We start from the raw sequence: 26,367 nt of genomic DNA, 5'->3' as shown, positions 1-26,367 counted from the left end.
CCTCGTTTGTCCGTCTGACGGAGACGACGCTAGGGAAGCGGGCCGCACCTGCACGTCGCCCGCAGGAGTCATGTCGGGTACCGCGAGGGGATGAGGTCCCCCGATGTCATCCTTGCGATGTAGGCGAGCGATGTACCTGATCCGACCGCCAAGGAGGATGTGCCGGCGATCGACCGTCGGTCACAATCGTTCCGTGATGAAGGTACCGACCGCAGAACGACTGCGAGACCTGGCCGCCGGGGTGGCACACCGAGCGGGGCGCCCGGCGCGACCCGCCCGCGGCAGCCGCGTGTTCGACGCGGTGCTGGCGCTGTTCCTGACGCTCGTCAGCCTCCGCTACGCCGCGACCGCCGGGGCTCCCCTCCCCGTCGACTGGGCCGGCCCGGCACTGCTGTTGCCGTTCTGCTCGGTGCCGCTGGCATTCCGTCGGCGGTGGCCGCTTGCGGTCCTGTGGGTGGTGCTCGCCGCCACCCCGTTCACCAGACACGTCTCGGTCGACGTCGCCTTCTGGGCCGGCGTCGTCTGCATCGTCGCCACCTACAGCGCGGCCGCCTACGGTCCGCACCGTGTGCCGACCCTGGCGAGCATGCCGGTGGCGGCTGCCGTACTGGTGGTGCTGTTCACGGACGCGAAACTGCCCCATTTCCCGAACGGCATCGTCGCGCTGCTGGCCCTGGTCCCCGTGCTCGCCGCGGCGTGGGAGATCAGGATGTGGGGGCGCCGGGTCGAGGAGGGACGCGCCAGGATGTCCGCCCTCGAACGCGAGCAGGTCGAGGCACTGGACCGTGCCGTCGAACACGAACGTGCCCGCATCGCGCGGGAGTTGCACGACATCGTGACCCACAGTGTCAGTGTGATGGTCATCCAGGCGGGCGCCGCCCGCAAGATCATGAACGCCGACCCCGAACGGGCCCGCGAGGCGCTGCTCGCGGTCGAGGCCGGCGGCCGCGCCGCGATGACCGAGCTGCGCCAGGTCATGGGTCTGCTCACGATCGATGCGGACGATCTCGAATCGGCGGCCATGGCGGAGCTCGCCCCCCAACCGGGCCTCGGCCGATTGGAGGCCCTGCTCGGAGGGGTGCGGCAGTCCGGGATGCCGGTCGAACTGACGGTCTCCGGGGAGGCCCGGCCGGTGCCGCCGGGTGTCGAACTCGCCGCCTACCGGGTGGTGCAGGAGGCACTGACGAACACCGTCAAGCACGCGAGCGGGGCACGAGCGGACGTCATCCTCGCGTACGCCGCCGACCACGTATGCGTGGAGGTGACCGATAGCGGCGGCCGTCCGAGCGACTCTGCTTCCACCGGCGGTGGCCACGGACTGATCGGTCTGCGCGAGCGCCTCGCCGTCCACGGTGGGACGCTCGAGTCGGGCCCGCGCCTGCGCGGCGGATACCGCGTCAAGGCGTTGATCCCCCTGGACGCGTCATGACCGGGGCGCTGCGGGTCGTGGTCGCCGACGATCAGGCGCTGGTACGCGCCGGCTTCCGGATGATCCTGGAGTCCGAGGACATCGAGGTGGTGGCCGAGGCGGAGGACGGCGCCGCGGCCGTTCACGCCGTCCGCCGCACCCGACCGGACGTGGTCCTGATGGATGTCCGGATGCCGGAGATGGACGGCCTTGAGGCCACCAGACGCATCATCACCGGCGAGGCGGACTGTCCCCGCGTGATCATCCTGACCACCTTCGACCTCGATCGTTACGTCTACGCGGCGCTGGCCGCCGGAGCGAGCGGCTTCCTGCTCAAGGACGTCAGCCCCGAGCACCTCACCGCCGCCGTCCGGATGGTCCGGGCCGGTGACGCCCTTCTGGCCCCGGCCATCACCCGCCGCTTGGTCGAGCGGTTCGCCCGACCCGATGCCGGCGCATCGACGGCACACCGCGATCTTGCAGCGCTGACTCCGCGTGAGCTCGAGGTCATGAGCCTGCTCGCCCGCGGGCTGAGCAACGCCGAGCTTGCCGGGCGCCTCCACCTGTCCGAGGCGACCGTCAAGACCCACGTCGCCCGCATCCTCGCGAAGCTCGGTCTCCGCGACCGTGCCCAGGCGGTGATTGCGGCCTACGAGACCGGACTTGTCAGCGTCGGAGGGCGCGATGTGCCGTCGTAGTCCGCGGACGGCCGCGCAAAGGTCGGACCTATCGCGCACCAGTCCGCGGTCCGGGCGGAGGGGCCAACTGGTCAGTGCAGCCGCAGGGGCGTTGCCGGGTGTGTCCCGACGACCGGGCCTGCGCGGTGGCCGCTGCCCGAGGCCGGTCCGAACCTTTGCAGAAGGCGGTCCTCAGGGCGCTTGCATCGCACCGGTCCCGGCGGTGGACGCGGCCCTCGATGTGGTGTTCCACGAGGATTCGGACATCGCAGCCTTGCAACCGCTCCTGAGCTGGACGACGACGGGGCGGGCAGAAGCCGCCGTCCGCCGCGGACGCGGTCCAGCCTCCTCGCTCGGCGAACTCAACCGAGTAGGCAGGGCGTCCTTCAGCAGGGCTCGAACCATCCTTGGGCAGGACCCGAACAGGTCTGAGCGGCCCTGAAGACGGGGCAGCGACGCCTGACGGCGCCGTGGACCCGCGTTGCATAGAGTTGCCGCCGGACGACGACCACCCCGACCCGCCCGGAGGAACCGATGAGCTCCCGCCCCGTGCCGACCGACGGCCCGGGCCCGGCGCAGCAGCCCCGCACCGCGCAGCAGCCCCAGAAAGCCCAGCAGGCCCAGACGGCTCAGCCGTGGAGCAGGCAGCGCCTGCGCAGCAACAACGAATGGCTGCTCCTGGAACTGCTGCGGACCGGCGGCCCCTCCTCCCGGGCCCAGCTCGCCCGCGACACCGGCCTCTCCAAGCCGACCGTCTCGTCCGCCCTCGCCAATCTGGAACAGGCCGGCCTGGCGCGGGAGGCCGGTCTGCTGGCGCCCGAGCGCGGCCGAGTGGCAGTGCTGTACGAACCGGACCCGGCAGCTGGATACGTTCTCGGCATAGACGTCGGCCGGGCCCGGCTCCGGGTCGCGCTCACCGATCTGGCCGGACGGATCGTCGGCCGGCAAGACGTTCCGAACCGAGGCCGTACCGCCAACGCCGTCGCCGACGCCGTGGTCGAGGCCGCCCGCGCGGCCACCGCCGAGGCCGGTCTGCTTCCCGCCGATGTGGTGCACGCCGCGATCGGCAGCCCGGGCGTCTGGGACGAGCGCGAGCAGCGCGTCCAGTTGGCCCCCAACCTGCCGGGCTGGGGACGCCGCGGTCTGTTCGAGCGGATCGAGGCCGGGCTGGAGACGCGGATCAGCGTGCACAACGACGCCAACCTCGCCGCGTTGGGCGAGTACGCCCGCGGTGCGGGGGCGGGAAGCCGGCTCTTCGTCTATCTGCTGGTCGGTACCGGCCTGGGGATGGGGGTGGTGGCCGACGGAGAGCTCCAGCGCGGCGCGCACGGAGCGGCCGGCGAGATCGGTCTCCTGCCGCATCCAGGTCGAGGCACTCTGGAGGAGTCGGCGGCTGCCGAGTCCGTGGTCCGGACCGCCCGGGAGCTCGGGATGCCCGGCCCGCTGACGGCCAAGGAAGTTTTCGCCGCGGCCCGGACGGGCGATGCCCGGGCTGGCGAAGCCGTCCGTCGCGAGGCCGAGCAGCTCGCCTATGCCCTCGCGGTCGTGTCCGCCGTCCTCGACCCGGACTTGGTGGTGCTCGGCGGCGGCCTGGGTCACGGTGCCGACCTGCTGCTCGAACCGGTGGAGAAGGCCTTGCACCGGCTCACCCCGTTGAGGCCCCGGCTGGCCGCAAGCCTGCTCGGCGACGAGGCCGTGCTGCAGGGCGCCCTGGCCACCGCCGTGGGCATCGCCCGCGCCGAGGTCTTCGAACGGCGCACGGCGGCTCTGGACTGACAGGCAGCCAAGCAGCCCGGGCCGGCCGGGCAGCCGGGTCGGCCGGGCAGCCGGGCCGGCCACAGGCTCGCAGCCCCGCGGCCGGCCCCGTGACCGGCCCTCGGCCTGCCGAACCGTGCCTGGCAGGCCTTGATCGATCGACCGACGAGACCAAGGCCCGACGGCGCCGGGCCGGACCGAGCCGGACCAGACCCCAGCCGGTCAGACCTTGGCCGGAAGGTACTCCTCCTGGATCTCGGTGGGGGCGAACGGCCAGACCTTCTCGATCCTGGACCAGAGGAGGAAGGCGAGACCACCGACCGCCACCCAGGCCAGTGACCATTCGATCGGGTGCAGGCCGGGGGCGTTGCGGTCGGCGTATCCGTAGATCACCAGCCAGCCGATCGCGGCCACCACGCTCGGCGCGGGGTACAGCCACATCCGGTACGGGCGCGGGAGGCCGGGCTGGCGGCGGCGCAGCACCGTGACGGCCAGGATCTGGGCGAACGCCTGGACGATCACCATGACCGTGGTGAGCAGCCCGATCAGGGTGGCGAGGTTGGTGTGCCGGCCGATCAGGAAGCCGGCCGCGGTCATCACTCCCATCGCGACCAGGCCGAGCACCGGGAAGCCGTGCCGCGGGTGCAGTCGGCCGAAGGAGCGGAAGAAGACCCGGTCGCGGGCCGCGTCGAAGGGGACCCGGGAGCCGCCGAGCAGGCCGGTCAGGACGGAGGCGAAGGCGGTGACCAGGATCAGCACGGTCACCACGTCGGCTGCCGTGGTGCCCCAGACGCGTTCGAGGACGGCCGAGGCGACCGAGCCGGCGGCGACCGAGTTCGGGTCCAGCATCTCGTGCCAGTCGATCACGCCGAGCACGCCGACCTGGAGCAGCAGGTAGATGCCCATGATGCCGGTGATGGAGTAGATGATCGCGCGGGGCAGCACCCGGCCGGGGTCGCGGACCTCGGCGCCGAGGTAGGCGGCGGTGTTGTAGCCGAGGTAGTCGTAGATCCCGATGGTGAGGCCGGCCGCGAAGCCGAGCCAGAACCGGCCGTGGGTCACGTCGACGGCGTGGGCGGGCCAGGTGAAGGCCCGGGCGGGGAGAAGTCGCTGAACGCGGCGGTGATCACCGCGCCGACCGCGAGCACCATCACGCCCCACATCAGGATGGTGAGCCGGGCGATGTTCTCGACCTTGCGCCAGAGCAGCACCACCGCTGCGGCCACCACAACCAGGCCCACCAGATCACCCTCCCCCTGCCCATGGACGGCCAGAGGTAGCCGAGGTACTGGACGAAGCCGACCACACCCGTGGACATGATCAGGGGGATGAAGAGCATGGCCGTCCAGACGAAGAGGAACGGCATCAGCCGTCCGGTCCGGTACTGGAAGGCCTCGCGGAGGTACACATAGGAGCCGCCGGAGCCGGGGAGGGAGGCGCCGAGTTCGGCCCAGACCAGGCCGTCGACGAGGGCGAGGACGGCGCCGGCGATCCAGCCGATGACGGCCTGCGGGCCGCCGAAGGCGGCGACCATCAGGGGGATGGTGACGAACGGTCCGATGCCGCACATCTGGCTCATGTTGATGGCGGTGGCCTGGAAGAGGCCGATTCGCCTGCTGAGCGTCCCGGACATGGGAACTCCGTGGGGGTGAGGGGTTGCGGAGGAAGGGAGGGTCCATAAGTTAAGTTTCCTTACTTGATGCGTCAAGGCCTGACGCGGCCCCTTGACCGGCGGGATGGGCCGCACTACCTTCACGAGTATTAGGAAACATTCCTAACAGTGTGGCCTCAGTGTGCGACCTCGCCTCCCTTCCCCGGCCTTCCCGCCCTTCCCGCCCTTCCCGGCCTTCCCGACTTCCCGACTTCCCCTTCCCGCTTCCCTTCCCCACAGGAGACGGCAGCATGACGATCCCTCAGACCCGAAGCCTCCGAGGGGTCAGGGCAGCCCTGGCGGCCTCCCTCGTCCTCGGCGCCGTCCTCGCACAGGCCTCCTGGGCCGGTTCGGCGCAGGCTGCGACCACCGGACTGGTCCGGGTGAACCAGGTGGGCTATGCCGACAGCGGCGCGAAGGAGGCCTTCCTGCTCGCCAAGTCCGCGGTGACCGGCGCCGGTTGGAAACTGGTCGACGGTACCGGGGCGACCGTCGCCTCCGGTACGACCGGCGCCAGCCTCGGCAGCTGGAACACCGCCTATCCGGCGGTCTACCTGATCGACTTCACCGGGGTGAAGGCCGCCGGGACCTACCGGATCGAGGTCGGCGGTGCCGCCGCCGGAACCTCGCCGACCTTCACCATCGGCGCGTCCTCCACCGTCTTCGGCGGCCTGACCGCCGACGCCACCACGTTCTTCCAGTCCCAGCGCGACGGGCGCGGCACCGTGCCCGGCCTGCTGAACCGCAAGCCGGCCCACCTCGACGATGCCTCCGCCACGGTCTACAACTGGCCCACCTTCACCTCCTCGGACGGGGATACGATCAAGGCCGCTCCGACCAGGATCGGCGGCACGGTGGACGTCGAAGGCGGCTGGTTCGACGCCGGCGACTACCTGAAGTTCACCGAGACCGCCTCCTATGCCGACGCCGCTCTCCAGCTCGCCGCCCGGGAGAGCGGTGCCGCGCCGACCTCGGCCCTGCGTGCGGAGGCCCAGTACGGCCTCGACTGGCTCGACAAGATGTGGGACGAGAACACCAGGACCCTCTACATCCAGGTCGGCCTCGGATCGGGTACCTCCAACGGAAGCGTGGTGGGCGACCACGACGTCTGGCGGCTGCCCGAGGCGGACGACGGCGACAGCGCCCACCCCTTCCTGAAGAACCGCCCGGTGTTCCGGCTGCGCCCGGCGCGAAGATCAGCCCCAACCAGGCCGGCCGGATCGCGGCCGACTTCGCCCTCGGCGCGCAACTGTCCGCCGCCACCGACGCGGTCAAGGCCAAGCGGTACCTGGACACCGCCGCGCAGATCTACGCCCTCGCGGACACCAGTCCCGGCACCCTGGTCACCACCGTCCCCCACGCCTACTACCCCGAGGACAGCTGGCAGGACGACCTGGCCTTCGGCGGCGCCGAACTCGCCCTTGCGGGGCAGGCGCTGGCCGATTCCCGGACCTCCGGCTGGCTCGGCCAGGCGGCGTCCTGGGCCAAGGCGTACGACGCCACCGGGACCACCGACACCCTCAACATGTACAACACCAGCGCACTGGCCCAGGCCGAACTGGCCCGGGCGATCAAGGCCGCCGGTAGCCCTGCCGGGCTGGCCATCGGCTACGACGCCCTGGTGGCCGACCTCAAGGCCCAGGTCACCGGCGCCAAGACCCGCGCCGACAAGGATCCGTTCCACATGGGCGCGGTCTACAACGACTTCGACGCCGACTCGCACGCGCTCGGCCTGGCCGCCACCACCCGGCTCTACCGCAACCTCACCGGCGACACGTCGCTCAACCGCTTCGGCGTCCAGCAGTCCGACTGGATCCTGGGCGCCAACGCCTGGGGTACCTCGATGATGGTCGGCGAGGGCACCACCTTCCCGCATTGCACCGCCGGTCAACTGCCCAACCTGGCAGGCAGTCTGGACGGCAGGGGTCCCATCCAGCTCGGTGCGATCGTCAACGGGCCCAACGGGTCCGGCCAGTTCACCGGCGGACTGGGCGACTACCTGGACGGGATGAGGGCCTGCCCGCCCGGTGGGACGGACGCCTTCTCGGCCTTCACCGGACACGGAAGCACGTACGTGGACGACGTCCGCTCATGGCAGAGCAGCGAGCCCGCCCTCGACATGACGGCCTCCGCCCTGCTGGCCTTCGCTCTGTCCAGCTGACGCCACCGCTCCACCGACGGGCCGCCCTTCACAGGGTGGCCCGTCGTGCTGTCCAGAGGGTCTCCGAACACCTTGCGGAGAGTCCTCGGCCGCCTGTCCTGGCAGGTGCCGAAATCCGCAGGTGGGGAGCGGAGTTGGCGCGAGGTCACCGAAGGGGGCGTCCGGGCCGGCTCGGCGCATCCTCTTGACAGGCTCACAGCCGACTGCCACGGTGTGCTCGAAACTGCTCGATAGTGCATGTATTCGAGCTCTAACGCTCACGATGGCATTCCCTCCACGGCATGGGAGCACCCTCATGAAATGGCATCAGCGCCTGCTCGGCGCCGGCAGCGCGGCACTGCTGACGGCGGCGGGCCTCGCCACGTTCGTCCCCGCCACCGCCTCCGCCGACGAGGTGGCGGCGAACACCAGTACCCCGATCGGCACCCGGCCGATGATGGGCTTCAACGACTGGGCGCGCTTCACCTGCGCCGCGCAGGCCCGCCTGGACGGCACCCGCACCGGATACTCCTTCCAGCAGTTCATGCTCGACCAGGCCCAGGCGATGAAGGACACCGGACTGGTCGCGGCCGGCTACACTAACCTGACCGTGGACGACTGTTGGATGCAGCGCGGGGCCGACGGCCACCTGCACGGTGCGAGCACCTGGAACTCGGGCTCCACCCAGCCAGGCTTCGACGCGGACCTCACCGCGTACGCCAACCAGGTCCACTCCCTCGGCATGCAGGTCGGCCTCTACAGCACCTCTGGCGTCAACACCTGCCAGGGCGTACCGGGCGGCGTCATGGGCCACGAACAGGACGACGCGAACACGCTGGCGGCCTGGACGGTGGACTCCCTCAAGCTGGACAACTGCGGCACCACCGGCGCCGACCGGCAGCAGGAGTTCACCACCACGGCGAACGCGCTGAAGACCGCCACCGCCGGCACCTCCCGCAAGATCCTGTTCAACGAGTCCGCCCCGGCCGGGGCCGGCCCGGCGTCCGCCGCCAAGTACCAGACCATGGACTGGGTCCGCGGGCTGGGCCAGATGTGGAGGGTCAGCCCCGACATCGCGGTCTGGCACAACACCACCCCGATGGCCTCGGCCTGGGACTGGCCGCACGGCGGCGACTACTACGAGGGCGGCGTACTCCAGAACTACGTCGACACCGTCGCCCTCGCCCGCTACAACGGCGCCGGCAACCACAACGACGCCGACATGCTGCTCATCGGCGACAACAACCAGCTCACCCAGGCCGAACAGCGCAGCCAGTTCGCGCTCTGGTCCGCAATGGGCTCCCCGCTGATGATCAGCACCGACGTCCGGAAGATGGCCGCCGATCCGGTCGCCTACGCGCCCCAGCTGAACATCCTGAAGAACACCGACATCATCGCCGTCGACCAGGACACCACCGCCGGCGGGTACCTCGCCTCCCGTCAGAGCGCCACCGAGACCTCCGGCGTCGACGTCGTGGTCAAGCCGCTGGCCGGCGGCGCACGCGCCGTCGTCATCCTCAACCGCAACGCCACGGCCACCGCTTACACCCTGGACCTCGGGCGGATCGGATTCCCGAACACCGGCTGCGCCCGCACCGCCAAGGACCTCTGGAACCACACCACCAGCTCCGTCCAGGGCTCCATCACCGTCACGGTCGGCAGCCACGACAACGCGATGTACACCATCGACCCCGGCACCTGCGGCGCGGCTGCTCCGACCGGCCAGATCCAGGCGGCGCAGAGCGCCTTCCAGACCGCCGCGTTCTGCCTCGACGCGAAGGGCGGCGGCGTCGCGGGAGCGGCCGTCGGGCTCTACGCGTGCAACGGCCTGACCTACCAGCAGTGGGCGCGTCAGGCCAACGGGCTGATCGTCTCGCAGCGGGACACCTCCCTCTGCGTGGTCGGCTCCACCAGTGGGCTCAAGCTCGCCGGTTGCACCACCACCGACCCCAACCAGCTCTGGACGTACAACCGTTCCGGACAGCTGAAGGCGAACGGCCGCTGCATGGACATCTTCGGCGGCAGTCTCACCGATGCCTCCGCCACCGTCGGCACGTACGCCTGCGGGGACCACCAGCCGAACCAGACCTGGAGCGCCCCCTTCGACGCCCCTCCCGCCCCCTGACAACCGCGTCGACCCCCACGGCCGAAGGTGGGCCGTGGGGTCGACGCGGCTTCCGGGCGGGCCGCCCGTCCGACGCAGGGACCGAACCCGACTGATATTCGACGAACGTGATCTCAAGGCAGAGGACGATCGATGGCTGAGCTGAGTCGTAGGAAGTTCATGGCGCTGTCGGCGAGTGCCGCGGCGGGGGCCGCGGTGGCGGGTGCCGCGGTCGGTGGCGGTGACGCGCAGGCGGCGGTGGCGGCGAACCTGAGCACCACGGGCACGCTGGCCGATGCCCGGCACGTCGTGATCCTGATGCAGGAGAACCGCAGCTTCGACCACTACTTCGGGATGCTGAAGGGCGTGCGCGGCTTCGCGGACCGCAGTGCGATCCAGGTCGCCGGCGGTTACAGCGTGTTCAACCAGCCGAACGGGCTGGGCCGGCAGTACCCGTGGCAGTTCTCCGCGACGAAGCCGGCCGGCGGCGCGGACGCCGAGCGCCTGGCGCAGTGCAACGGCGACCTGTCGCACGCCTGGTCGGACCAGCACAAGGCGTGGAACGGCGGCAAGCTCGACTCCTGGGTCGCCGCCAAGGGCAACGTCCGCACGCTGGGCTACCTGACCCGCGCGGACATCCCGTTCCACTACGCGCTGGCCGACAACTGGACGGTCAACGACGCCTACTTCTGCTCGGTGCTGTCCGCGACCGGCCCCAACCGCACCTACCACTGGTCCGGCATGATCGACCCGGCCGGCACCGCGGGCGGCCCCGCCTACGACGGCGGCGACGAGTCCGGCCTGCGCTGGCAGACCTACGCCGAAGCCCTCGAGAACGCCGGGGTCAGCTGGAAGGTGTACCAGAACGCCGCCGACAACTACGGCGACAACGCGCTCGCCTACTTCACCCAGTTCGCCTCGGCCCCGGCCGGCAGCGCCCTCGCCGTCAAGGGCATGGGCTCGGTGCCGAAGGCCACCGGCCGCACCCCGGACGACATCGCCGCCGCGATCCGCGCCGACGTCCTCGCCGGCACCCTGCCCCAGGTCTCCTGGATCGTCGCCGACCAGGCCTCCTCCGAACACCCCTACGCCACCCCGGCCGACGGCGCGCACTTCGTCCACATGGTGATGGACGCCCTCAACGCGGACACGGACGTCTTCAACTCCACCGTGCTGTTCCTCAACTACGACGAGAACGACGGCTTCTTCGACCACGTCCCGCCGCCCGCCGCCCCGGCCGGCACCGCGGGCGAGTTCTACAACGGCACCAACATCGGCCTCGGCTTCCGCGTCCCGCTGATCGCCGTCTCCCCCTGGACCCGCGGCGGCTGGGTCAGCTCCGAGGTCTGTGACCACACCTCCGTCCTGCGCTTCCTGGAGCGCTGGACGGCCGCCCTGGGCAAGCCCGCCAACTGCGTCAACATCTCCGCCTGGCGCCGCAAGGTCTGCGGCGACCTCACCGGCATGTTCGACTTCGCCAACCCGGTCTACGGACTGCCCGCGCTGCCCGACACCTCCGCCACCATCGGCCTGTCCGCCTGCGGCCCGCTGCCCAACCCCGCACCCGTCGACAACAAACTGCCCCAGCAGGAGGCCGGCACCCGCCCGGCCCGCGCCCTGCCCTACCAGCCCAACGCCAACCTCGACCACCTGGAATTCGCCACCGGCGGCGTGATGAAGGTCTGGCTCACCATGGCCAACCAGGGCACCGCCGGCACACACTTCGCCGCCTACGCCAACGCCTACCGCACCGGCGGCCCCTGGCAGTACACCCTCGACCCCGGCGCGAACACCAGCGACTTCTTCAACTGCGGCACCAACTACGGCAACGGCCCCTACGACCTCAGCGTCATCGGCCCCAACCGCTTCCTGCGCCGCTTCAAGGGCGACGCCACCAAGCCCGGCAAGTCGGCCGCGGCCACCGTCTCCTACGCCGCGGCGCCGGACACCGGCAAGCAGGCCGTCTGGTTCAAGCTCGCCAACACCGGCACCACCGCGGTCACCTTCACCATCACCTCCACCAACTACCGCTCCGACGGGCCCTGGACATACACCGTGCCGGCCGGCGGCAGCACCAGCGACTACTTCAACGCGGTGGCGTACACCAACGGCTGGTACGACTTCACGGTCACCGTCGACTCCGACACCACCTGGTCCCAGCGCTTCACCGGCCACCTGGAGACCGGCACCCCCAGCATCTCCGGCTGACCCGACCGGGAAGCTCAGGGATCCGCGCGCCGGACGGCCATCATCGCGACGTCGTCGCCCAGCCGCGCTCCGACATGGTGCCGGAGGTCGGTGTGGACGGCGTCGAGGAGTCGGGCGGGCGGCAGCTCGGTCCACTGGCGGAGCCGTTCGGCCAGCGGGTAGAACTCACCGTTCCGGTTGCGGGCCTCGACGACGCCGTCGGTGTAGAGCAGCAGGGTGCTCCCGGCCGGGAAGTCGAAGGTGTCCGCCGGCGGCCGGGCCCCGGCGAGGTCGCCGAGGCCCAGCGGAGCCGTCGGGGTCGCCGGTTCCAGGGCGGCGACCGCACCGGTGCGGAGCAGCAGGGGCGGTGGATGGCCGAGGTTGGCCACCCGGATCCCGCTGCCCGCGCCGGTCGGCAGGTCGAGGAAGACGGCGGTCACGAAGTCGCCGCTGTCGATGTCGGGGCCGCCCGCGGCGGCGGCCTCGGCCATGTCCTGCCGCAGGTTCTCCTCCACTTCGGCGACCAGGTCCTCCATCCGGGGATGGTTCCGGGCGGCCCGGCGGAAGGCGCTCAGCACCCGTCCGGCCGTCTCCAGTGCGTTCAGCCCCTTGCCCTGGGCGTCCCCCAGCAGGAGGCGCACGGTGCCGCCCGCGATGGTGGCCGCGTAGAGGTCGCCGCCGACGGAGGACTCCTCGTCGGCGGTCAGGTAGAGGCAGGCCAGGGAGAGCGGGCCGATCCGCTCCGGCGGGGGTGCAGCAGGACGCCCTGGAGGAGCTCGACGGTCGAGCGGGACTGGGCCAGTTGGCGTTCCCGCCGCCGCCGTACCGCACTCGCCGCGAGCGCGGCGACGCTGATGAGCAGGATGGTGGCGAGCTGGACGGGGAAGTTCGACGAGTCCAGTTGGCCGTTGGCACGGCCGGAGAGGATGACGCTTGGCAGCATCACCAGGATCACCACGAGCACACCGCCCGGACCGCAGAAGGCGGCGGACAACGGCGGGGCCGCCACCATGAGCGGACCGAAGCGGATGGAGGGCGGGGTCAGCTCGTCCGCGACCAGGAGCAGGACCGGCAGCGACGCCATGGCCACCACCGGGGTCCACGGGTGGCGCAGCAGGCGGGCCCGCCGGACCGGCCCGCCGACACTGTCGGACACCTGTGCCACCTCCGCGGGCCGCCGCCCCTCTGCCCACTGCGTTCCGTCCACCGGGCCGGTCCGGGGCCTGTCCGGTGGTGCACCCGGTCGCCGGCCGTCGGGCCTCCGTCGGGCGTACCTCGCCATTATGGGCGGTGCGGACCCCTGCGGACGGGAGCGCTGCGACGTCCGGCGCGCCCGCGCGGTGCCGGTGCGCGTCGCCGGGCTCCCCCCGTCACGGATCCGGACGGGCGGCCGCGGACGGACGGCGGCTGCTGGCTACACTCGCCGCCGTGACGGAGTTCATCCCCCTGTCGGACGGCGACGTGCACTGGGCCTTCCCGGAGCCGGGCGATCCCGGTGCGGTGCGGCAGCACCTCCTGACCGCCGACGCACACCTGGGCCGGGCGGCGACCCACCTCGGGCTGACCGGTCGGGGCAGGCTGGGCTTCCACCGGATCGAGGGCATCACCCTGGCCGGGGTGTTCGCCGCCCTCACCCTTCCCGGCGTGTTGTTCCTCGCCTCCGCGCACTTTCCGCGGCGCTGTCCTTGGGATCTGAGGTGGGGCCCGCCGTGGCTGGTCGGTGCCGACATCGAGCTCCTGGGCGCGGGGCGGGTAGAGGGGAGTGGCGGCCACCCGATCCTGGCGATCGAGGAGGTGGTCACGGCGCCCGTCGAGGCCGCTCAGGCTCTCTCGGCTGCCACGGCGCAGCTGCTCGGCCGGGTACTCGCCTCGCCGCCCGACTTCTGGTGGGCGCTGCCCGCTCCGGACATCCTGGACACCTCGGACGGTCCGGACGCACCGACCGGCGGCTGCTGACCGGCGGGCGGGCCCGATCCGGAGCTCGCGTCGTCGCGCCGCGGCAGGTGCTGCGGATCGCTGTACCCGTCGGTCTTCGCGCCCGGTTGGCGGACGCCTCTGCAGGTCAGGCACCGTCCCGGGCTCCGGGGGGCAGGGGGCGCCCATTAGGGTGCCGGGAATGGACCAGCTCACCGTCACCACCCTTGCCGACCGTCCCCACCTGCACGATGTCCTCTGGCAGATGCCGGACACCTGGCCCGTCTTCATGCACCAGGACCCGATCGGCAATGCCTACGTGGGGCTGATCGCCGAGGTGTTCCCCGAGTACGTGGTGGTGGCGACGGACGCGGACGGGGCACTGGTCGGGCGTGGCCTGAGCGTGCCGTTCAGGTTGGCCGGCGGCAAGCGGCAGGGCCGCCTGCCGGAGCGGGGCTGGGACGAGATCCTGCTGTGGGCGTTCGCCGATCGCCGGCGCTCGGACGAGCCGGACACGGTCAGTGCGATCGAGATCGCGGTCCGGCCGGACCTCCAGGGCCGCGGCCTCTCCGGCCTGATACTCCGTGCCATGCGGGACAACGCCCGCGGGCGCGGGTTCGCCGAGGTGGTGGCGCCGGTGCGGCCGAGCGGCAAGCACCATGAGCCGCACACGCCGATGGGCGAGTACGCGTTCCGGTGCCGCGCGGAGGACGAGCTGCCGCACGACCACTGGCTGCGCGTCCACGTCCGGGCCGGTGCGCGGGTCGAGAAGGTCGCTCCCGCGTCGATGACGATCTCCGGATCGCTCGCCGAGTGGCGGGCCTGGACGGGTCTCCCCTTCGACGTCACGGGCGATGTCCTCGTGCCGGGCGCGCTCGCTCCGGTGCGCTGCGAGGTGGAGCGCGACAGCGCGGTCTACGTGGAGCCGAACGTCTGGGTCCGGCACGTGCTCTGACGGATCGTCTCCGCGCGCCACCGTGCGCGATCCGCGTTCCGGCACAGTCCCGCCGCCAAGGACCGGCGGGATTGCGCCATATCGTGCGTGCGCGGAACTTCCGGCTCTCCGGTCGGCGTCCTGCCCGGTGCTGTGACAGGAGAGACAGGAGACCTATCGTGACCATCCGAGAGACCCGTCCGTCCCGCCGCGCGGTCCTGGCGCTCGGCACCGGCGCGGCGCTCGCGACCGGACTCGCCCTGGGTGACCGGGCCTACGCGTCGGCGTCCGCCGACGAGTCGACGTACGCAGGGCTGGAGCAGCTGGAACGGGAGCACGCCGCCCGCCTCGGCGTCTTCGCCCTGAACCCGGCCACCGGCCGGACCGTGCTGTACCGCGCGGACGAGTCGTTCCCGCTCTGTTCGGTGTTCAAGGGTGTGGCCGCCGCAGCGGTCCTCCGGGACCTCGACCGGGACGGCGAGGCGCTGGCCCGGCGGATCCACTACACCCAGGCGGACATCGACGCCGCGCAGTACACCCCCGACACCGGCAGGCCCGAGAACCTGGCCCAGGGCATGACCGTCGAGCAGCTGTGCGCCTCCGCGGTCGGCCACAGCGACAACCTGGCGGGGAACCTCCTGCTCAGGGAGCTGGGCGGCCCGACGGCGATCACCCGGTTCTGCCGCTCCATCGGGGACGGCCGGACCAGGCTGGACCGCTGGGAGCCCGACCTGAACTCTGCGGAGCCGTGGCGGACGACCGACACCACCAGCCCGCGCGCCATCGGGACGACCTACGCACGCCTCCTCCTCGGCGACGTGCTGCCGCCCAGGGACAGGCGGCGGCTGACCGGCTGGCTGATCGCCAACACCACCAACACCGCGCGCTTCCGTGCCGGGCTCCCCGCGGACTGGATCCTGGCGGACAAGACCGGCGGCGGCAACCAGTACGGCGTGGCGAACGACGTGGGCGTCGTCCGGCCGCCCGACGGGCCACCGCTCGTGATGGCCGTCCTGACGACGACCCTCGCCGCGGCCGGTCCGAGTGACAACATGCTCGTCCAGCGGACGGCGGAGCTGCTCGCGGACGCCCTCACCTGACCTGCCGCCGCGCCCACCGGACGCTCCCGACGCCTCCCGCCGCGGCGGAGCTACGGGCCGACGGTCGCGAGGACGGCGTCGGCGACCGCGGTCCGCGCGTACAGCACCGAGCGGCCGGCCCGGTGGGCGCTGACCATCCCGGCGGCCCGCAGAGCGGTCAGGCACTGGGACACTGCGGCGGGGGAGAGTCCGGTGCGGCGGGAGAGCTCGGTGGTCGAGGCCGGCGCCCCCAGCTCGGCCAGCAGCCGCGTGCGGGAACGGCCGAGGACGGCGGCCAGCGCATCGGTGCTCCCGGCGGGCGGGGAGTCCCACAGCGCGCCGGTGCCACGTGCCGGGTACGCGAGTTGCGGCGGCTCGGGGGGACGCACCCGGGTGAGCGGCTCGGGCCCGGTGAAGGCGGAGGGGATCAGGAGCAGCCCCGCCCCCGCCGTGGGCCGGGAGAGCATCCGCCGCCGGCGGGCCAGGCGGAGTGCACGGTCGTCCCAACTCACCTCAGGGTGCAGGTCGTTGAGGAGGTATCCGGTGCCGTGCTCGGCGGCCAGCCGGGCCCGGTGGAAGACGTCGGCGTCGAGCACGGCCCTGATCCGGGCCCAGAAGGGGGCCACGGCCAGTTCCCAGTAGGTCTCGATCTCCTCCGCCAGCCGGGCCAGACCGGCCTCGGGGGCCGCGTACAGTGCCCGCAACCGTGGTCCGCGGAGCCCCTGTTCCTGCTGGAGACGGTCGAGGTCCCGGCGTACCCGGGCACCGGAGGTGGCCAGGATCCCGGCCAGCTCCTCGGCCAGCGCAGGGGCGGGCCCGTCGGGCGCCGGATTGAGGAAGTCCGGGACGTACCCCGACGGCGGGATCAGCTCGGCGAGCCAGCCCCTGTCCAGCCCGGCGGCAACCACCCGCGGTCGGACCTGCTCCACCCACGGCCGGTGCACGGCGTGCGTGGAGCCGGAGTTCACCAGCTTGAAGCCAGTCCCGATCTCCCACATCGGCGACACGGCGAACCGTACCTGCGCCACATCGCCTGCGGAGAAGGACAGTTCTGCCGGCACGCGACCTCCCGACGATTCACCCATGTCCGAATCACTGGCCGTCAGCCTACGCGGCGGCCGATCATCCGGACATGACCTCGAAGACGATCACGGCGTCCACCGCAGCCACCGCGTCCACCGCAGCCACCACGGCCGCGGCCGGCAGTTGGGCGTTCGACACCCTGCGGCTCACCCGGATCGGCTACGGCGCGATGCAGCTGGCGGGCCCGCACGTCTGGGGCCCGCCCCACGACCGGGCCGGAGCCCTCGCCGTGCTGACCTCCGCCGTGGCCGCGGGCATCACCCACCTCGACACCAGCGACTACTACGGCCCGCACGTGGTCAACGACCTCATCCGCGAGGCCCTGCATCCCTACCCCGACGACCTGCGGATCGCCACCAAGGTCGGCGCCCGCCGCACCCCGGACGGAGCCTGGCCCGCCGCGCTCTCCCGCGACGAGCTCGTCCGGGCCGTCCACGACAACCTCCGCCGCCTCGACGTGCCGGCCCTGGACCTGGTCAACCTGCGGATGACCGCGACCCGTTCGGCCGCCGACATCGCCGCGCCCTTCACCGTGCTCGCCGGGCTGCGCGACGAGGGTCTGATCCGGCACCTGGGGGTCAGCAACGTCAGCGCCGAACAGGTCGCGGCCGCCCAGGGGATCGCCCCGGTGGCGGCCGTGCAGAACCGCTACAACATCGCCCACCGCCAGGACGACCCCCTGGTCGACCGGTGCGCCGAACAGGGCATCGCCTACGTGCCGTTCCACCCGCTGGGAGGCCTGCGCCCGCTGCAGGCCGAGGCATTGGACGGCGTCGCCCGCGACCTCGGCATCACCCCCGCCAGACCGCGCTGGCGTGGCTGCTGCACCGGTCCCCGACCGTCCTGCTCATCCCCGGCACCTCCTCGGTCGCCCACCTGCACGAGAACATCGCCGCGGGCGCCGTCGACCTGCCCGAGCGGGCGCTGCGCACCCTCGCCGCGATCGGCGCCCACTGACTGTCGGTCGGGGCGGCCGACCGGGCCGATGCCCGCACCCGTACCCGCACCCCGCACGGGAGACGGGGCAGCGCCCGGTGCCGTCGCGTGCGGACGGCCGCGGCCCCGGTCGCCGAGCGACGGGGCCGCGGCTCTCGCGCCTGCCGGGTCAGCAGGTGATGCTGCCCTTGCGCAGTGCGTGGCTGCTGTCGTTGTCGTCGTCGGCCCAGTAGACCGGCTTGGAGCCGCCGACGCACTCGCCGGCGCCGGCCACCGAGAAGCCCTCGTTGTTGAGGTCGGCCATGCCGGTCGGACGGTTGTAGACCGCGGTGACGGTGAGGGCGCCCGAGGTGCCGATCTGCATCGTCCGGTGCTGGCCACTGCAGGTGTTGTCGCAGACCACCCAGAGGCGGGACGCCTGCGGCTCCCACTGGAGTTCCATGACGGCGGCCATGCCGCTGCTCACGGAGGCGATCCGGGTGAACGCGCCGCTGTCCTGGAGCACGTAGCCGTAGATCATGCCGGTGCCCTCGACGCCGACGAAGAACACGCCGCCGGTGTGGGCGCCGTACCCGTTCGGGTCGTAGGCCGCTCCGGTCGTCGCGTCCTTGAAGCCGGCGCCGGTCAGGGCGGCGTCGGGGATCCAGGTGATGCCTTCGAGACCGAGGTTGGAGCCGACGGCCGGCAGGTCGGCGGTCAGGTTCCACTCCTTGGCGGCGGTCAGCGTCGTGCCCGTGCCGCTGACGTCGTAGCGGAGCACCGACAGGCGGCTGGTGCCGGAGGAGTCGCCGTTGCGCTCGCTGGAGACGTACACGCCGCCCGCGGAGCCGGCGCCGGTGAGGGTGACGCCCTCGTCGTCGGGGGTGCCGGAGCCGTTGGTGAAGCGGAGGGTCTTGCCGGAGCTCCAGCCGTTGGCGGTGTCGGGCTGCCAGCCGCCGGAGCCGTTCGGGACGAGGCGCCAGAGCTTCCCGCTGTTCTGGGCGCCCCACATCACCCCGCCCTCCTGGTACAGGCCGCTGAGGTCGGTGCCGAAGACGTTCGCGGCGTCCGCGGTGGCGACGGAGCTGCTGCCCGGCCACGCCACCGGGGTGGTGTTCCCGCCGCTGCCGCCGCCGCAGGCGTTGGCCGCACCGAGGGTCAGCGACGCGGCCTGGGCGAACGCGCCGGTGCCGTCGGGGCAGCGGGACCAGGACGGGGCGGAGTGGCTGCTCCAGCTGAAGCTGTCGACCAGGGTGGTGCCGTCCGCGAGGTAGAGGCGCGCCTTGTCGCTGGAGCCGAGGCCGAACGAGGAGTGGACGTCGAAGGCGCGGAACGTCCCGGCGGCGAGTGTGGTCCCGGTGGCGATCTTGTACTTCGAGCTGTCGTTGTCGTCCTTGAGGATCCAGCCCGAGACGTCGACGGCCGCGGTGCCCTTGTTGTAGAGCTCGATCGAGTCGTTGACCGATCCGGTGGTCACCACCTCGTTGATCCGGATGTCGTCGGCCGGCGCCGCGGAGGCCGGGGTGGCGGCCAGCATGGAGACCGCCAGCGTCGGGGCGGCGACGGTGGCGAGGATGAGGGCGAGGCCGCGGCGCCATCGGGGTGCGCGTGCTTCAGTCACGATGTCCGTCCTGGTGATTGTCCTGACCGGGCTGCACGAGGCTCCCGGCCCGGGCCCAACGGGCGTCGCCCGTCGGGGGTGGGTCGCGTGAACGGTGCCCGAAGAATGCGCTCTCAGCGCCGCCGCGCCTGGCCGGTGGCGTCCGAGCGTCCCGAGGCGGCGTCCCGGCGGAGGTGTCACGCCGGAAGTGGCACACCCGAAGCGTCACGCCCGAAGTGTCCCGCCCGAAGTGTCGCGTCGGCCCGGCTGTCGGTCCGGGTGTCTACGATGCGTAGGTGGCCGGCGTGCCCGCCCGGTCCGTCCGCTGCGAAGGGCGGGCCCGTCCCGCGCACCCCTTCCGCACATCCGTTCTGCGCAGGGCCGCAGGGAAGGAGTCCGTGCCGTGTGCGGCCGCTACGTCTCGACGACAGGTCCGCAGGACCTGGTCAACCTGTTCGGTGTGACCCGGTGGGATCCGGAGGAGACGCTGGCACCGGACTACAACGTCGCCCCCACCGCCGACGTGTGGGCCGTGCTGGACCGGCTGGACAAGGACACGGACATCGTCCAGCGCCGCCTGAGAGCGCTCCGCTGGGGGCTGGTGCCGTCCTGGGCGAAGGACCCGTCGGTCGGTTCGCGGATGATCAACGCACGGGTGGAGACCGTCCACGAGAAGCCCGCGTACCGCAAGGCGTTCGCCACGCGGCGCTGTCTGCTGCCGGCGGACGGCTTCTACGAATGGACGGCCCTGCCGGCTGTGGCGGGAGGCAAGCCCCGCAAGCAGCCGTACTTCATCGCCCCCGCGGACGGCAGCCTGATGGCGATGGCCGGCCTGTACGAGTTCTGGCGCGACAGGGCCCGCCCGGAGGACGACGCCGGGGCCTGGCTCACCACGGTCACCATCATCACCACCGAGGCGCGGGATGCCGCGGGCCGCATCCACGACCGGATGCCGCTGGCCATCGACCCGGCCGACGTGGACGCCTGGCTCGACCCCTCCCGCACCGACCCCGACGAACTCCGCGCGCTGCTCCACACGCCGGCCGGCGGCGAACTCTCCGCCACCCCCGTCTCCACCGCCGTGAACAGCGTCCGCAACAACGGCCCCCACCTGCTGGATCCCGTCCCGGATCCGGCCTGACCACCGGCGGCCCGCCGGATCGCCGAAGGACCGTCAGTGTCCGCCCCCGGCGGACGACTTGGCCGGGCGCCGCGCACCCTTGTCGCGCGAATCATCGATTCGTTGGGTTATCTGAGCCTTAAATGCGCCTTAGGCCCTGAGCGGCCATGACATCACCGCAGGTCAGAGGGTTGCCCCCGATTCGCTCGTCATTGCCGGAGCCGCGGAGGTTTCCGTAGGATCGCGACCTCGCTGGATGTGAGAGCGCTCTCGGCGCGCTGCCTCTCCTCGCGTCCCGCGCATCGTTCCCCACTGACAAGGTGCGAATCCATGGCTGCTCATCGTGCTCGCCGATGGTCCCTCGGTGGACTTGTCCTGCTCGTATCAACCGCGTTGGTCGCGGCGATCCTCGTGTCGGTGAGCAGCACCGGCGCCTCCCGGGCCAGTGCCGCGGTCGGGGCCCAGACCTGGTCGGACGAGTTCGACGGCGCGTCCGGCACAGGCCCGGACCGCGCGAAGTGGACCCTGGAGACCGGCGGTTCCGGCAACGGCAACCACGAGCTGCAGTACTACACCAACAGCACCGCGAACGCCGCGCTGGACGGCCAGGGCCACCTGGTGCTCACCGCGCGCAAGAACACCGACCCGGGCCTGAGCTGCTGGTACGGCCAGTGTCAGTACACCTCGGCCCGGCTGAACACCGCGCAGTCCTTCACCCAGTCCCACGGCCACTTCGAGGCCCGGATCAAGATCCCGCGCGGTCAGGGCGTGTGGCCCGCGTTCTGGATGCTCGGCTCGGACATCGGCACCGTCGGCTGGCCGAACAGCGGTGAGATCGACGTGATGGAGAACATCGGCAAGGAGCCGGGCACCGTCCACGGCACGATCCACGGCCCCGGGTACTCCGGCGCGGGCGGCCTGGGCGCCGGCTACACCCTCCCCGGTGGTGCGGCCTTCGCGGACGCCTTCCACGTCTTCGCCGTCGACTGGAGCCCGACCGGCATCACCTGGTCGGTCGACGGACACGCCTACGAGACCCGCACCCCCGCCGACGCGGGCGGCAACAAGTGGGTCTTCGACCACCCCTTCTTCGTCATCCTGAACCTGGCGATCGGCGGCGACTGGCCGGGCAGCCCGGACGGCGCCACCGCGTTCCCGCAGACCATGACGGTCGACTACGTCCGCGCCTCGGCCTGGAACGACGGCGGCGGCACGGGCACCGGCACCACCGGCGCGATCAAGGGCATCGGCGGGATGTGCGCGGACGTCGCGGGCGGCTCCAGCGCCGACGGGACCCCGATCCAGCTGCACAACTGCACCGGAAGCCCGGCCCAGCAGTGGACGGTCGGCACCGACGGCACGGTACGGGCCCTGGGCAAGTGCCTGGATGTGTCGGGCGGTTCCACCGCCGACGGCGCCGTCGTGCAGCTGTACACCTGCAACGGCACCAACGCCCAGAAGTGGACGTACACCGCGGCCCACGACCTGACCAACACCGGCGCGAACAAGTGCCTCGACGCCAAGGGCAATTCGTCCGCGGACGGCACCCGGCTGCAGACCTGGACCTGCACGGGCGGCGCCAACCAGAAGTGGACCCTGGGCTGACCCGTCCGGGGGACCACCCACCCCCTGCCCGCGGTCACGGCCAGGCCCGCCCCCACACCTGACCGCCCCCCGTGACCGCAGCCCCCACCCGACAGAAGGAGCCAACCCCTCATGACGGCACGTCACCAACGCCCCATCAGCCGCCGCAAGCTGCTCACCGCCTCTGCCGGAATGGCCCTGGCCGTCCCCGCGGCAGCCTGGTGGCTGCAGACCAGCGCCGACGCCTCGACCGCCACGACCCTCCCGCTGGACCTCGTCAACACCACCGGCAACAACACCGTCTACGCCTACGTGCTGGGCCGCGACCCGGCGGCCGGCGGCAACTGGGCCTTCATCCAGGCCGACGGCTCCAGCCTCTACCACCCGCCGTCCCCGGCGAACGACCAGACCCCGCTGGGTGTCGACTGTGCCATCGCCCTCAACGCCTCCGGCGCGGGAGCCCGTTCGGTCACCCTCCCTCACCTGGACAGCGGCCGCATCTACTTCTCCGTCGGCGCCAAGCTCACCTTCCTGCTGAACCGCGGCGGCGGCCTCGCGCTGCCGTCGGTGAGCAACCCTTCCGACCCCAACACCGCCGTGCGGCACGACTTCTGCGAGTTCACCTACAACACCGACCAGCTGTACGCGAACATCACCTTCGTCGACATGGTCTGCCTGCCGATCTCCTTCCAACTGCAGACCGGGCAGGGCACCCAGACCGTCCGCGGCCTGCCCGCCGACGGCCTGGCCAAGGTCGCCGCCGGGCTGCGCGCCCAGTCGGCCGCCGACGGCAGCGACTGGAGCCGGCTGATCGTCAGCAGCGGCGGCTCCGACCTGCGGGTCCTCAGCCCCAACCTCGCCATCCGCGGCAACAGTGCGCTCTTCGCGGGCTACTTCGACGACTACGTGAACAAGGTCTGGGACAAGTACCGCGGCACCGACCTGCGGATCGACACCCAGTTCACCTGGGGCACCGCCGTCGGCCGGGTCTCCGGGGACCAGCTGAACTTCCCCGGCGTGGGCAGCTTCGGCAAGCCGTCCACCCTCTCGATCTTCTCCTGCAGCGACGCGCCCTTCACCACCGGCAACGACGAGATGGGCAACCTCAGCGCCCGGCTGGCCGCCGCTCTCAACCGCACCACGCTGCTGGACAACCCGAACCAGCCGACCGGTGAGAACCCCGCCGCCTTCTACACCGCCGCCCGGACGAACCACTACGCCCGGATCCTGCACACCACCACCCCCGACGGCCTCGGCTACGCCTTCCCCTACGACGACGTCCACCCGGCCGGGGTGGACTTCGAGGGCAAGGTGCAGTCCGGCACCCCGAGCCGGTTCACCATCACCGTCGGCGGCACGGCGGGCGGGGGAGGCAACCCCACGCCGACCCCGACACCCACCCCCACGGCCACCTCGCCGGGCGGTGTGAGCGCCTTCGGCACCATCCAGGCCGAGTCGTTCAGCGCCCAGTCCGGTACGGCCGTGGAGGCCTGCTCCGACACCGGCGGCGGCCAGGACGTGGGCTGGCTGGCCAATGGCGACTGGCTGAAGTACTCCGCCGTCAACTTCGGGAGCGCCGGGGCCACCCGCTTCAGCGCGCGCGTCGCCTCCGGTGCCGCCGCGGGCGTGAGCGGTCTCGTGGAGGTCCGCATCGGGAGCCCCACGGCGACCCCGCTCGGCAGCTTCGCCCTCGCCTCCACGGGCGGCTGGCAGACCTGGAGCACCGTGCCCGCATCCCTGACCAAGGTCACCGGGACGCAGGACGTCTACCTGACCTTCACCAGCGGACAGCCGGCCGACTTCGTCAACCTCAACTGGTTCACCTTCGGGTAGGTCCGGTCCGGCAGAAGGCCGCCCCGGACCGGGCAGGGGAGGGGTGGGGTGCGGAGGGGGCCGACGGGACCGTCGGCCCCCTCCGGCCCTCCCGGCCGCGAAGCCGGCCGCGCCGCCGTGCGCCCGTATCATCGTGCTGCGGGCGGGAAGGCGAGGCAGGCAGGCCGCACCGGCCCCTACCGGTGACGACCCGCCGCCGACGTCTGTCCGTCCGCCGACCGCCTGCCCGGTCCGCCGACGCGACGGGCAGCACCACCGGGCGAGGGCCGGTCCCCGCGGGCTCCTCGCCCCGACCCGAGGAGAGCCCGATGACCGACACCGCCGCAGGGCCGCTGCGCCTCGACGCGATCGCGCCCGAGGGCGTGGGGCGGATCGTCGCGGCCGCGCGGGAGGCGGAGAACCGCGGACTGGACCGCTTCACCATGTCCGAGACCGCGCACAACCCCTTCCTCCAACTCGCCCGCGCCGCCGACCGCACTGCGTCGATCGAGCTCGCCACCGGCGTTGCCATCGCGTTCGCCCGCACGCCGATGGCCCTGGCCTACGAGGCCTGGGGCCTGCACGAGGCCTCCGGCGGACGGGCCGTCATCGGCCTCGGCTCCCAGGTGAAGCCGCACATCCTGCGCCGCTACGGCATGCCCTGGGACCGCCCGGTCGCCCGGATGAAGGAGTACGTGGGCGCCGTCCGGGCGATCTGGAACAGCTGGCAGACCGGCGAACGGCTGGCCTTCCGCGGCGAGTTCTACACCCACACGCTGATGACCCCGGTCTTCGACCCGGGCCCGGTCGCGCAGGGCACCCCGCCGATCCTGCTGGCCGGCGTCGGACCACTGATGACCGCTGCCGCCGGTGCCGTCGCGGACGGTCTGGTCTGCCACCCCTTCTCCTCCCTGCCCTACCTGACCGGCACCGTCCTGCCGGGCGTGCTGGCGGCCCGGGCGAAGGCCGAGGCCGAGGGCGCGGCCTGGACCTCCCGCCCGTTCGAGGTGGTGGGCAGTGTGCTGACCGCGACCGGCCGCACCGAGGAGGAGCTCGCCGCCAACCGCGTCCTGATCCGGGAGCGGATCGCCTTCTACGCCTCCACACCCGCCTACCGGGGCGTCCTCGACACCCACGGCTGGGGCGGGCTGCACGAGGAGCTGCACCGGCTGTCCGTCCGGGGCCGCTGGCAGGAGATGGGCGAGCTGATCGACGACGAGGTGTTCGACGCCTTCGCCGTCGCGGGTGAACCGGCGGAGGCCGCCCGGGAGATCCACCGCCGCTACGCCGGACGCGTCACACGGCTGTCCGTCAGCGGCCCGTCGGAGGCCGACCCCGACCTGATGCTCGACGTCCTCGCCGCCGTCCGCGCCCTGGGCTGACCGGCCGGGCCCCGGCGGTCGGCGCAGCCGTTCCCGGTGGGGTGCCACCGGCCCCGGCTCCGGCCGCCGCGCCGGCGGATCCCGGCTAGGGTTGGGGCTGTCCACACCGACTCCGGGGCCGCTCCGGCGGGCCCCGGGCACGGACGGGAGGACGGCGTGTCCGCTGATCCGACGACCCCGATCACCCCGGACAACGGGGGAGGGCCCGCAGCCGACGGCGGCTACGGGGAGTCCCTGTTCGAGCCGTGGCGACCCGGTGAGGGCGAGCGCATCGACCTGGGTTCGCTCGCCTACGACCACATCACCCGGGCCCGGCTGCGCGCCCTGGGTGTCGGTCCCGGCACCCGGTGCCTCGACGTCGGCGCCGGCACCGGCACCGTGGCGCGCTGGCTGGCCGGTGAGGGCGGCGCGGCCGAGGTGCTCGCCGTCGACCGCGACGTCCGCTTCCTCCGGCCGTACGCCGGCGGCGCCCTGCGGACCCTGGCCGCCGACATCACCGACCCCGGCTTCGACCCCGGCCGGTTCGACCTCGTGCACGCCCGGTTCGTCCTGATGCACCTCCCCGAACGCCGCCGGATCATCGCCCGCCTGCGCGACCTCCTGGTGCCCGGCGGACATCTCCTCCTGGGCGACGCCGTCGACCTCACCACCGCCGGGCCCCGGACACCCCGTACCGGCTCGCGATGCGGGCGATGTGGCAGGCACTGGGGACCTCGCTCGGCACCGACGTCTCCTGGACACCCGGCTATCCCCGCCTGCTGTCCGAGCTGGGCCTGTCCGAGGTCGGCGCCGAGGTGTACGTGCCGCCGCTGACCGCCGGCAGCCCGATCGCCGCGTTCTGGTCGGACACCTGGGCCCGGTCCCGCGAGGCGATGCTCGCCACCGGCCTGATCGACGCCGGGCAGTTCGCCGAGGCCCGGCAGGCCCTCGCCACCGGCACTGCCACCGACCTCTCCCCGGGCCTGGTCACCGCCTGGGGCCGCCGCCCCTGACGCAGGCCGCCCGGCCCCGCCGGGCCTGAG

19 protein-coding genes and 5 pseudogenes are annotated in these 26,367 nt (G+C 72.3%); 18 read left to right on the top strand and 6 right to left on the bottom strand.

Annotated elements, in window-relative coordinates:
• The first annotated feature begins 196 nt into the window (after positions 1-196).
• From ABEB13_RS04175 to ABEB13_RS04165, 3 genes are all read left to right on the top strand, one after another.
• On the top strand, positions 197-1,429 hold the full coding sequence (locus ABEB13_RS04175) for a sensor histidine kinase (RefSeq protein WP_345709530.1): 1,233 nt from the start codon (positions 197-199) through the stop codon (positions 1,427-1,429).
• Positions 1,426-2,106: a response regulator gene (locus tag ABEB13_RS04170; RefSeq protein WP_345704329.1), complete on the top strand. Its 681-nt coding sequence runs from the start codon at positions 1,426-1,428 to the stop codon at positions 2,104-2,106. The genes ABEB13_RS04175 and ABEB13_RS04170 overlap by 4 nt, the downstream gene beginning before the upstream one ends.
• Before the next feature lie 513 nt (positions 2,107-2,619).
• The gene (locus tag ABEB13_RS04165) at positions 2,620-3,861 is read left to right on the top strand and encodes an ROK family transcriptional regulator (RefSeq protein WP_345704328.1); all 1,242 of its coding nucleotides are present in this window, start codon (positions 2,620-2,622) and stop codon (positions 3,859-3,861) included.
• A gap of 201 nt (positions 3,862-4,062) precedes the next feature.
• Here the strand turns inward: ABEB13_RS04165 and ABEB13_RS04160 are convergent.
• A pseudogene (locus ABEB13_RS04160) lies at positions 4,063-5,473 on the bottom strand (APC family permease).
• A 269-nt stretch (positions 5,474-5,742) separates the two neighbouring features.
• Here ABEB13_RS04160 and ABEB13_RS40260 point away from each other — a divergent pair.
• Positions 5,743-6,045 (top strand): annotated as a pseudogene (locus tag ABEB13_RS40260) (cellulase N-terminal Ig-like domain-containing protein); the annotation flags it as partial.
• Positions 6,046-6,080: 35 nt separating this feature from the next.
• Here the strand turns inward: ABEB13_RS40260 and ABEB13_RS04155 are convergent.
• Complete coding sequence (locus ABEB13_RS04155; RefSeq protein ID WP_345704327.1) at positions 6,081-6,239, bottom strand: hypothetical protein; 159 nt, start codon at positions 6,237-6,239, stop codon at positions 6,081-6,083.
• On the opposite strand from ABEB13_RS04155, the pseudogene ABEB13_RS40255 reads away from it, so the two are divergent.
• The 4 genes and pseudogenes from ABEB13_RS40255 to ABEB13_RS04140 form a co-directional block, all read left to right on the top strand.
• Positions 6,217-6,618: pseudogene (locus tag ABEB13_RS40255) on the top strand (glycoside hydrolase family 9 protein); the annotation flags it as partial. The gene ABEB13_RS04155 and the pseudogene ABEB13_RS40255 sit on opposite strands and share 23 nt — an antisense overlap.
• A complete protein-coding gene (locus tag ABEB13_RS04150; RefSeq protein WP_345704326.1) occupies positions 6,513-7,652 on the top strand; it encodes a glycoside hydrolase family 9 protein in 1,140 nt (379 codons plus the stop codon). The pseudogene ABEB13_RS40255 and the gene ABEB13_RS04150, both read left to right, overlap by 106 nt.
• Before the next feature lie 295 nt (positions 7,653-7,947).
• A complete protein-coding gene (locus ABEB13_RS04145; RefSeq protein WP_345704325.1) occupies positions 7,948-9,756 on the top strand; it encodes a ricin-type beta-trefoil lectin domain protein in 1,809 nt (602 codons plus the stop codon).
• Between the two features lie 132 nt (positions 9,757-9,888).
• Positions 9,889-11,943 (top strand): phosphocholine-specific phospholipase C, encoded by a 2,055-nt coding sequence (locus tag ABEB13_RS04140; RefSeq protein ID WP_345704324.1) that lies wholly within the window; start codon positions 9,889-9,891, stop codon positions 11,941-11,943.
• Between the two features lie 14 nt (positions 11,944-11,957).
• On the opposite strand, the gene ABEB13_RS04135 is transcribed toward ABEB13_RS04140, so the two are convergent.
• On the bottom strand, positions 11,958-12,563 hold the full coding sequence (locus tag ABEB13_RS04135; RefSeq protein WP_345704323.1) for a PP2C family protein-serine/threonine phosphatase: 606 nt from the start codon (positions 12,561-12,563) through the stop codon (positions 11,958-11,960).
• Positions 12,564-12,625: 62 nt separating this feature from the next.
• Positions 12,626-13,078: a hypothetical protein gene (locus ABEB13_RS04130; RefSeq protein WP_345704322.1), complete on the bottom strand. Its 453-nt coding sequence runs from the start codon at positions 13,076-13,078 to the stop codon at positions 12,626-12,628.
• Positions 13,079-13,350: 272 nt separating this feature from the next.
• On the opposite strand from ABEB13_RS04130, the gene ABEB13_RS04125 reads away from it, so the two are divergent.
• From ABEB13_RS04125 to bla, 3 genes are all read left to right on the top strand, one after another.
• The gene (locus ABEB13_RS04125) at positions 13,351-13,878 is read left to right on the top strand and encodes a hypothetical protein (protein WP_345704321.1); all 528 of its coding nucleotides are present in this window, start codon (positions 13,351-13,353) and stop codon (positions 13,876-13,878) included.
• Between the two features lie 160 nt (positions 13,879-14,038).
• A complete protein-coding gene (locus ABEB13_RS04120) occupies positions 14,039-14,791 on the top strand; it encodes a GNAT family protein (protein ID WP_345704320.1) in 753 nt (250 codons plus the stop codon).
• Between the two features lie 158 nt (positions 14,792-14,949).
• Complete coding sequence (bla, locus tag ABEB13_RS04115; RefSeq protein WP_345704319.1) at positions 14,950-15,870, top strand: class A beta-lactamase; 921 nt, start codon at positions 14,950-14,952, stop codon at positions 15,868-15,870.
• A 50-nt stretch (positions 15,871-15,920) separates the two neighbouring features.
• On the opposite strand, the gene ABEB13_RS04110 is transcribed toward bla, so the two are convergent.
• Positions 15,921-16,910, bottom strand: a complete 990-nt coding sequence (locus ABEB13_RS04110; RefSeq protein ID WP_345704318.1) for an ArsR/SmtB family transcription factor — start codon at positions 16,908-16,910, stop codon at positions 15,921-15,923.
• A gap of 161 nt (positions 16,911-17,071) precedes the next feature.
• Here ABEB13_RS04110 and ABEB13_RS04105 point away from each other — a divergent pair.
• A pseudogene (locus ABEB13_RS04105) lies at positions 17,072-17,674 on the top strand (oxidoreductase); the annotation flags it as partial.
• Complete coding sequence (locus ABEB13_RS40250) at positions 17,623-17,889, top strand: aldo/keto reductase (protein ID WP_425559859.1); 267 nt, start codon at positions 17,623-17,625, stop codon at positions 17,887-17,889. The pseudogene ABEB13_RS04105 and the gene ABEB13_RS40250, both read left to right, overlap by 52 nt.
• 148 nt (positions 17,890-18,037) lie before the next feature.
• Here the strand turns inward: ABEB13_RS40250 and ABEB13_RS04100 are convergent, their stop codons facing one another.
• Complete coding sequence (locus ABEB13_RS04100) at positions 18,038-19,384, bottom strand: lamin tail domain-containing protein (protein ID WP_380231995.1); 1,347 nt, start codon at positions 19,382-19,384, stop codon at positions 18,038-18,040.
• A 466-nt stretch (positions 19,385-19,850) separates the two neighbouring features.
• On the opposite strand from ABEB13_RS04100, the gene ABEB13_RS04095 reads away from it, so the two are divergent.
• The 5 genes and pseudogenes from ABEB13_RS04095 to ABEB13_RS04075 all read left to right on the top strand — a co-directional run bounded on the left by ABEB13_RS04095 (position 19,851) and on the right by ABEB13_RS04075 (position 26,337).
• Positions 19,851-20,588, top strand: a complete 738-nt coding sequence (locus ABEB13_RS04095) for an SOS response-associated peptidase (RefSeq protein ID WP_345704316.1) — start codon at positions 19,851-19,853, stop codon at positions 20,586-20,588.
• A gap of 309 nt (positions 20,589-20,897) precedes the next feature.
• Positions 20,898-22,172 (top strand): ricin-type beta-trefoil lectin domain protein, encoded by a 1,275-nt coding sequence (locus tag ABEB13_RS04090; protein WP_345704315.1) that lies wholly within the window; start codon positions 20,898-20,900, stop codon positions 22,170-22,172.
• Positions 22,173-22,283: 111 nt separating this feature from the next.
• Positions 22,284-23,984 (top strand): glycoside hydrolase family 64 protein, encoded by a 1,701-nt coding sequence (locus ABEB13_RS04085; RefSeq protein ID WP_345704314.1) that lies wholly within the window; start codon positions 22,284-22,286, stop codon positions 23,982-23,984.
• Between the two features lie 308 nt (positions 23,985-24,292).
• Complete coding sequence (locus ABEB13_RS04080) at positions 24,293-25,345, top strand: TIGR03617 family F420-dependent LLM class oxidoreductase (protein WP_345704313.1); 1,053 nt, start codon at positions 24,293-24,295, stop codon at positions 25,343-25,345.
• A gap of 180 nt (positions 25,346-25,525) precedes the next feature.
• A pseudogene (locus tag ABEB13_RS04075) lies at positions 25,526-26,337 on the top strand (class I SAM-dependent methyltransferase).
• Positions 26,338-26,367: the final 30 nt, after the last annotated feature.

Origin of the sequence: Kitasatospora paranensis, assembly GCF_039544005.1 — a bacterium.
GTDB lineage: Bacteria > Actinomycetota > Actinomycetes > Streptomycetales > Streptomycetaceae > Kitasatospora > Kitasatospora paranensis.
The sequence above is the reverse complement of the archived record's forward strand: the minus strand, read 5'-3'. Positions and strand labels throughout refer to the sequence as shown.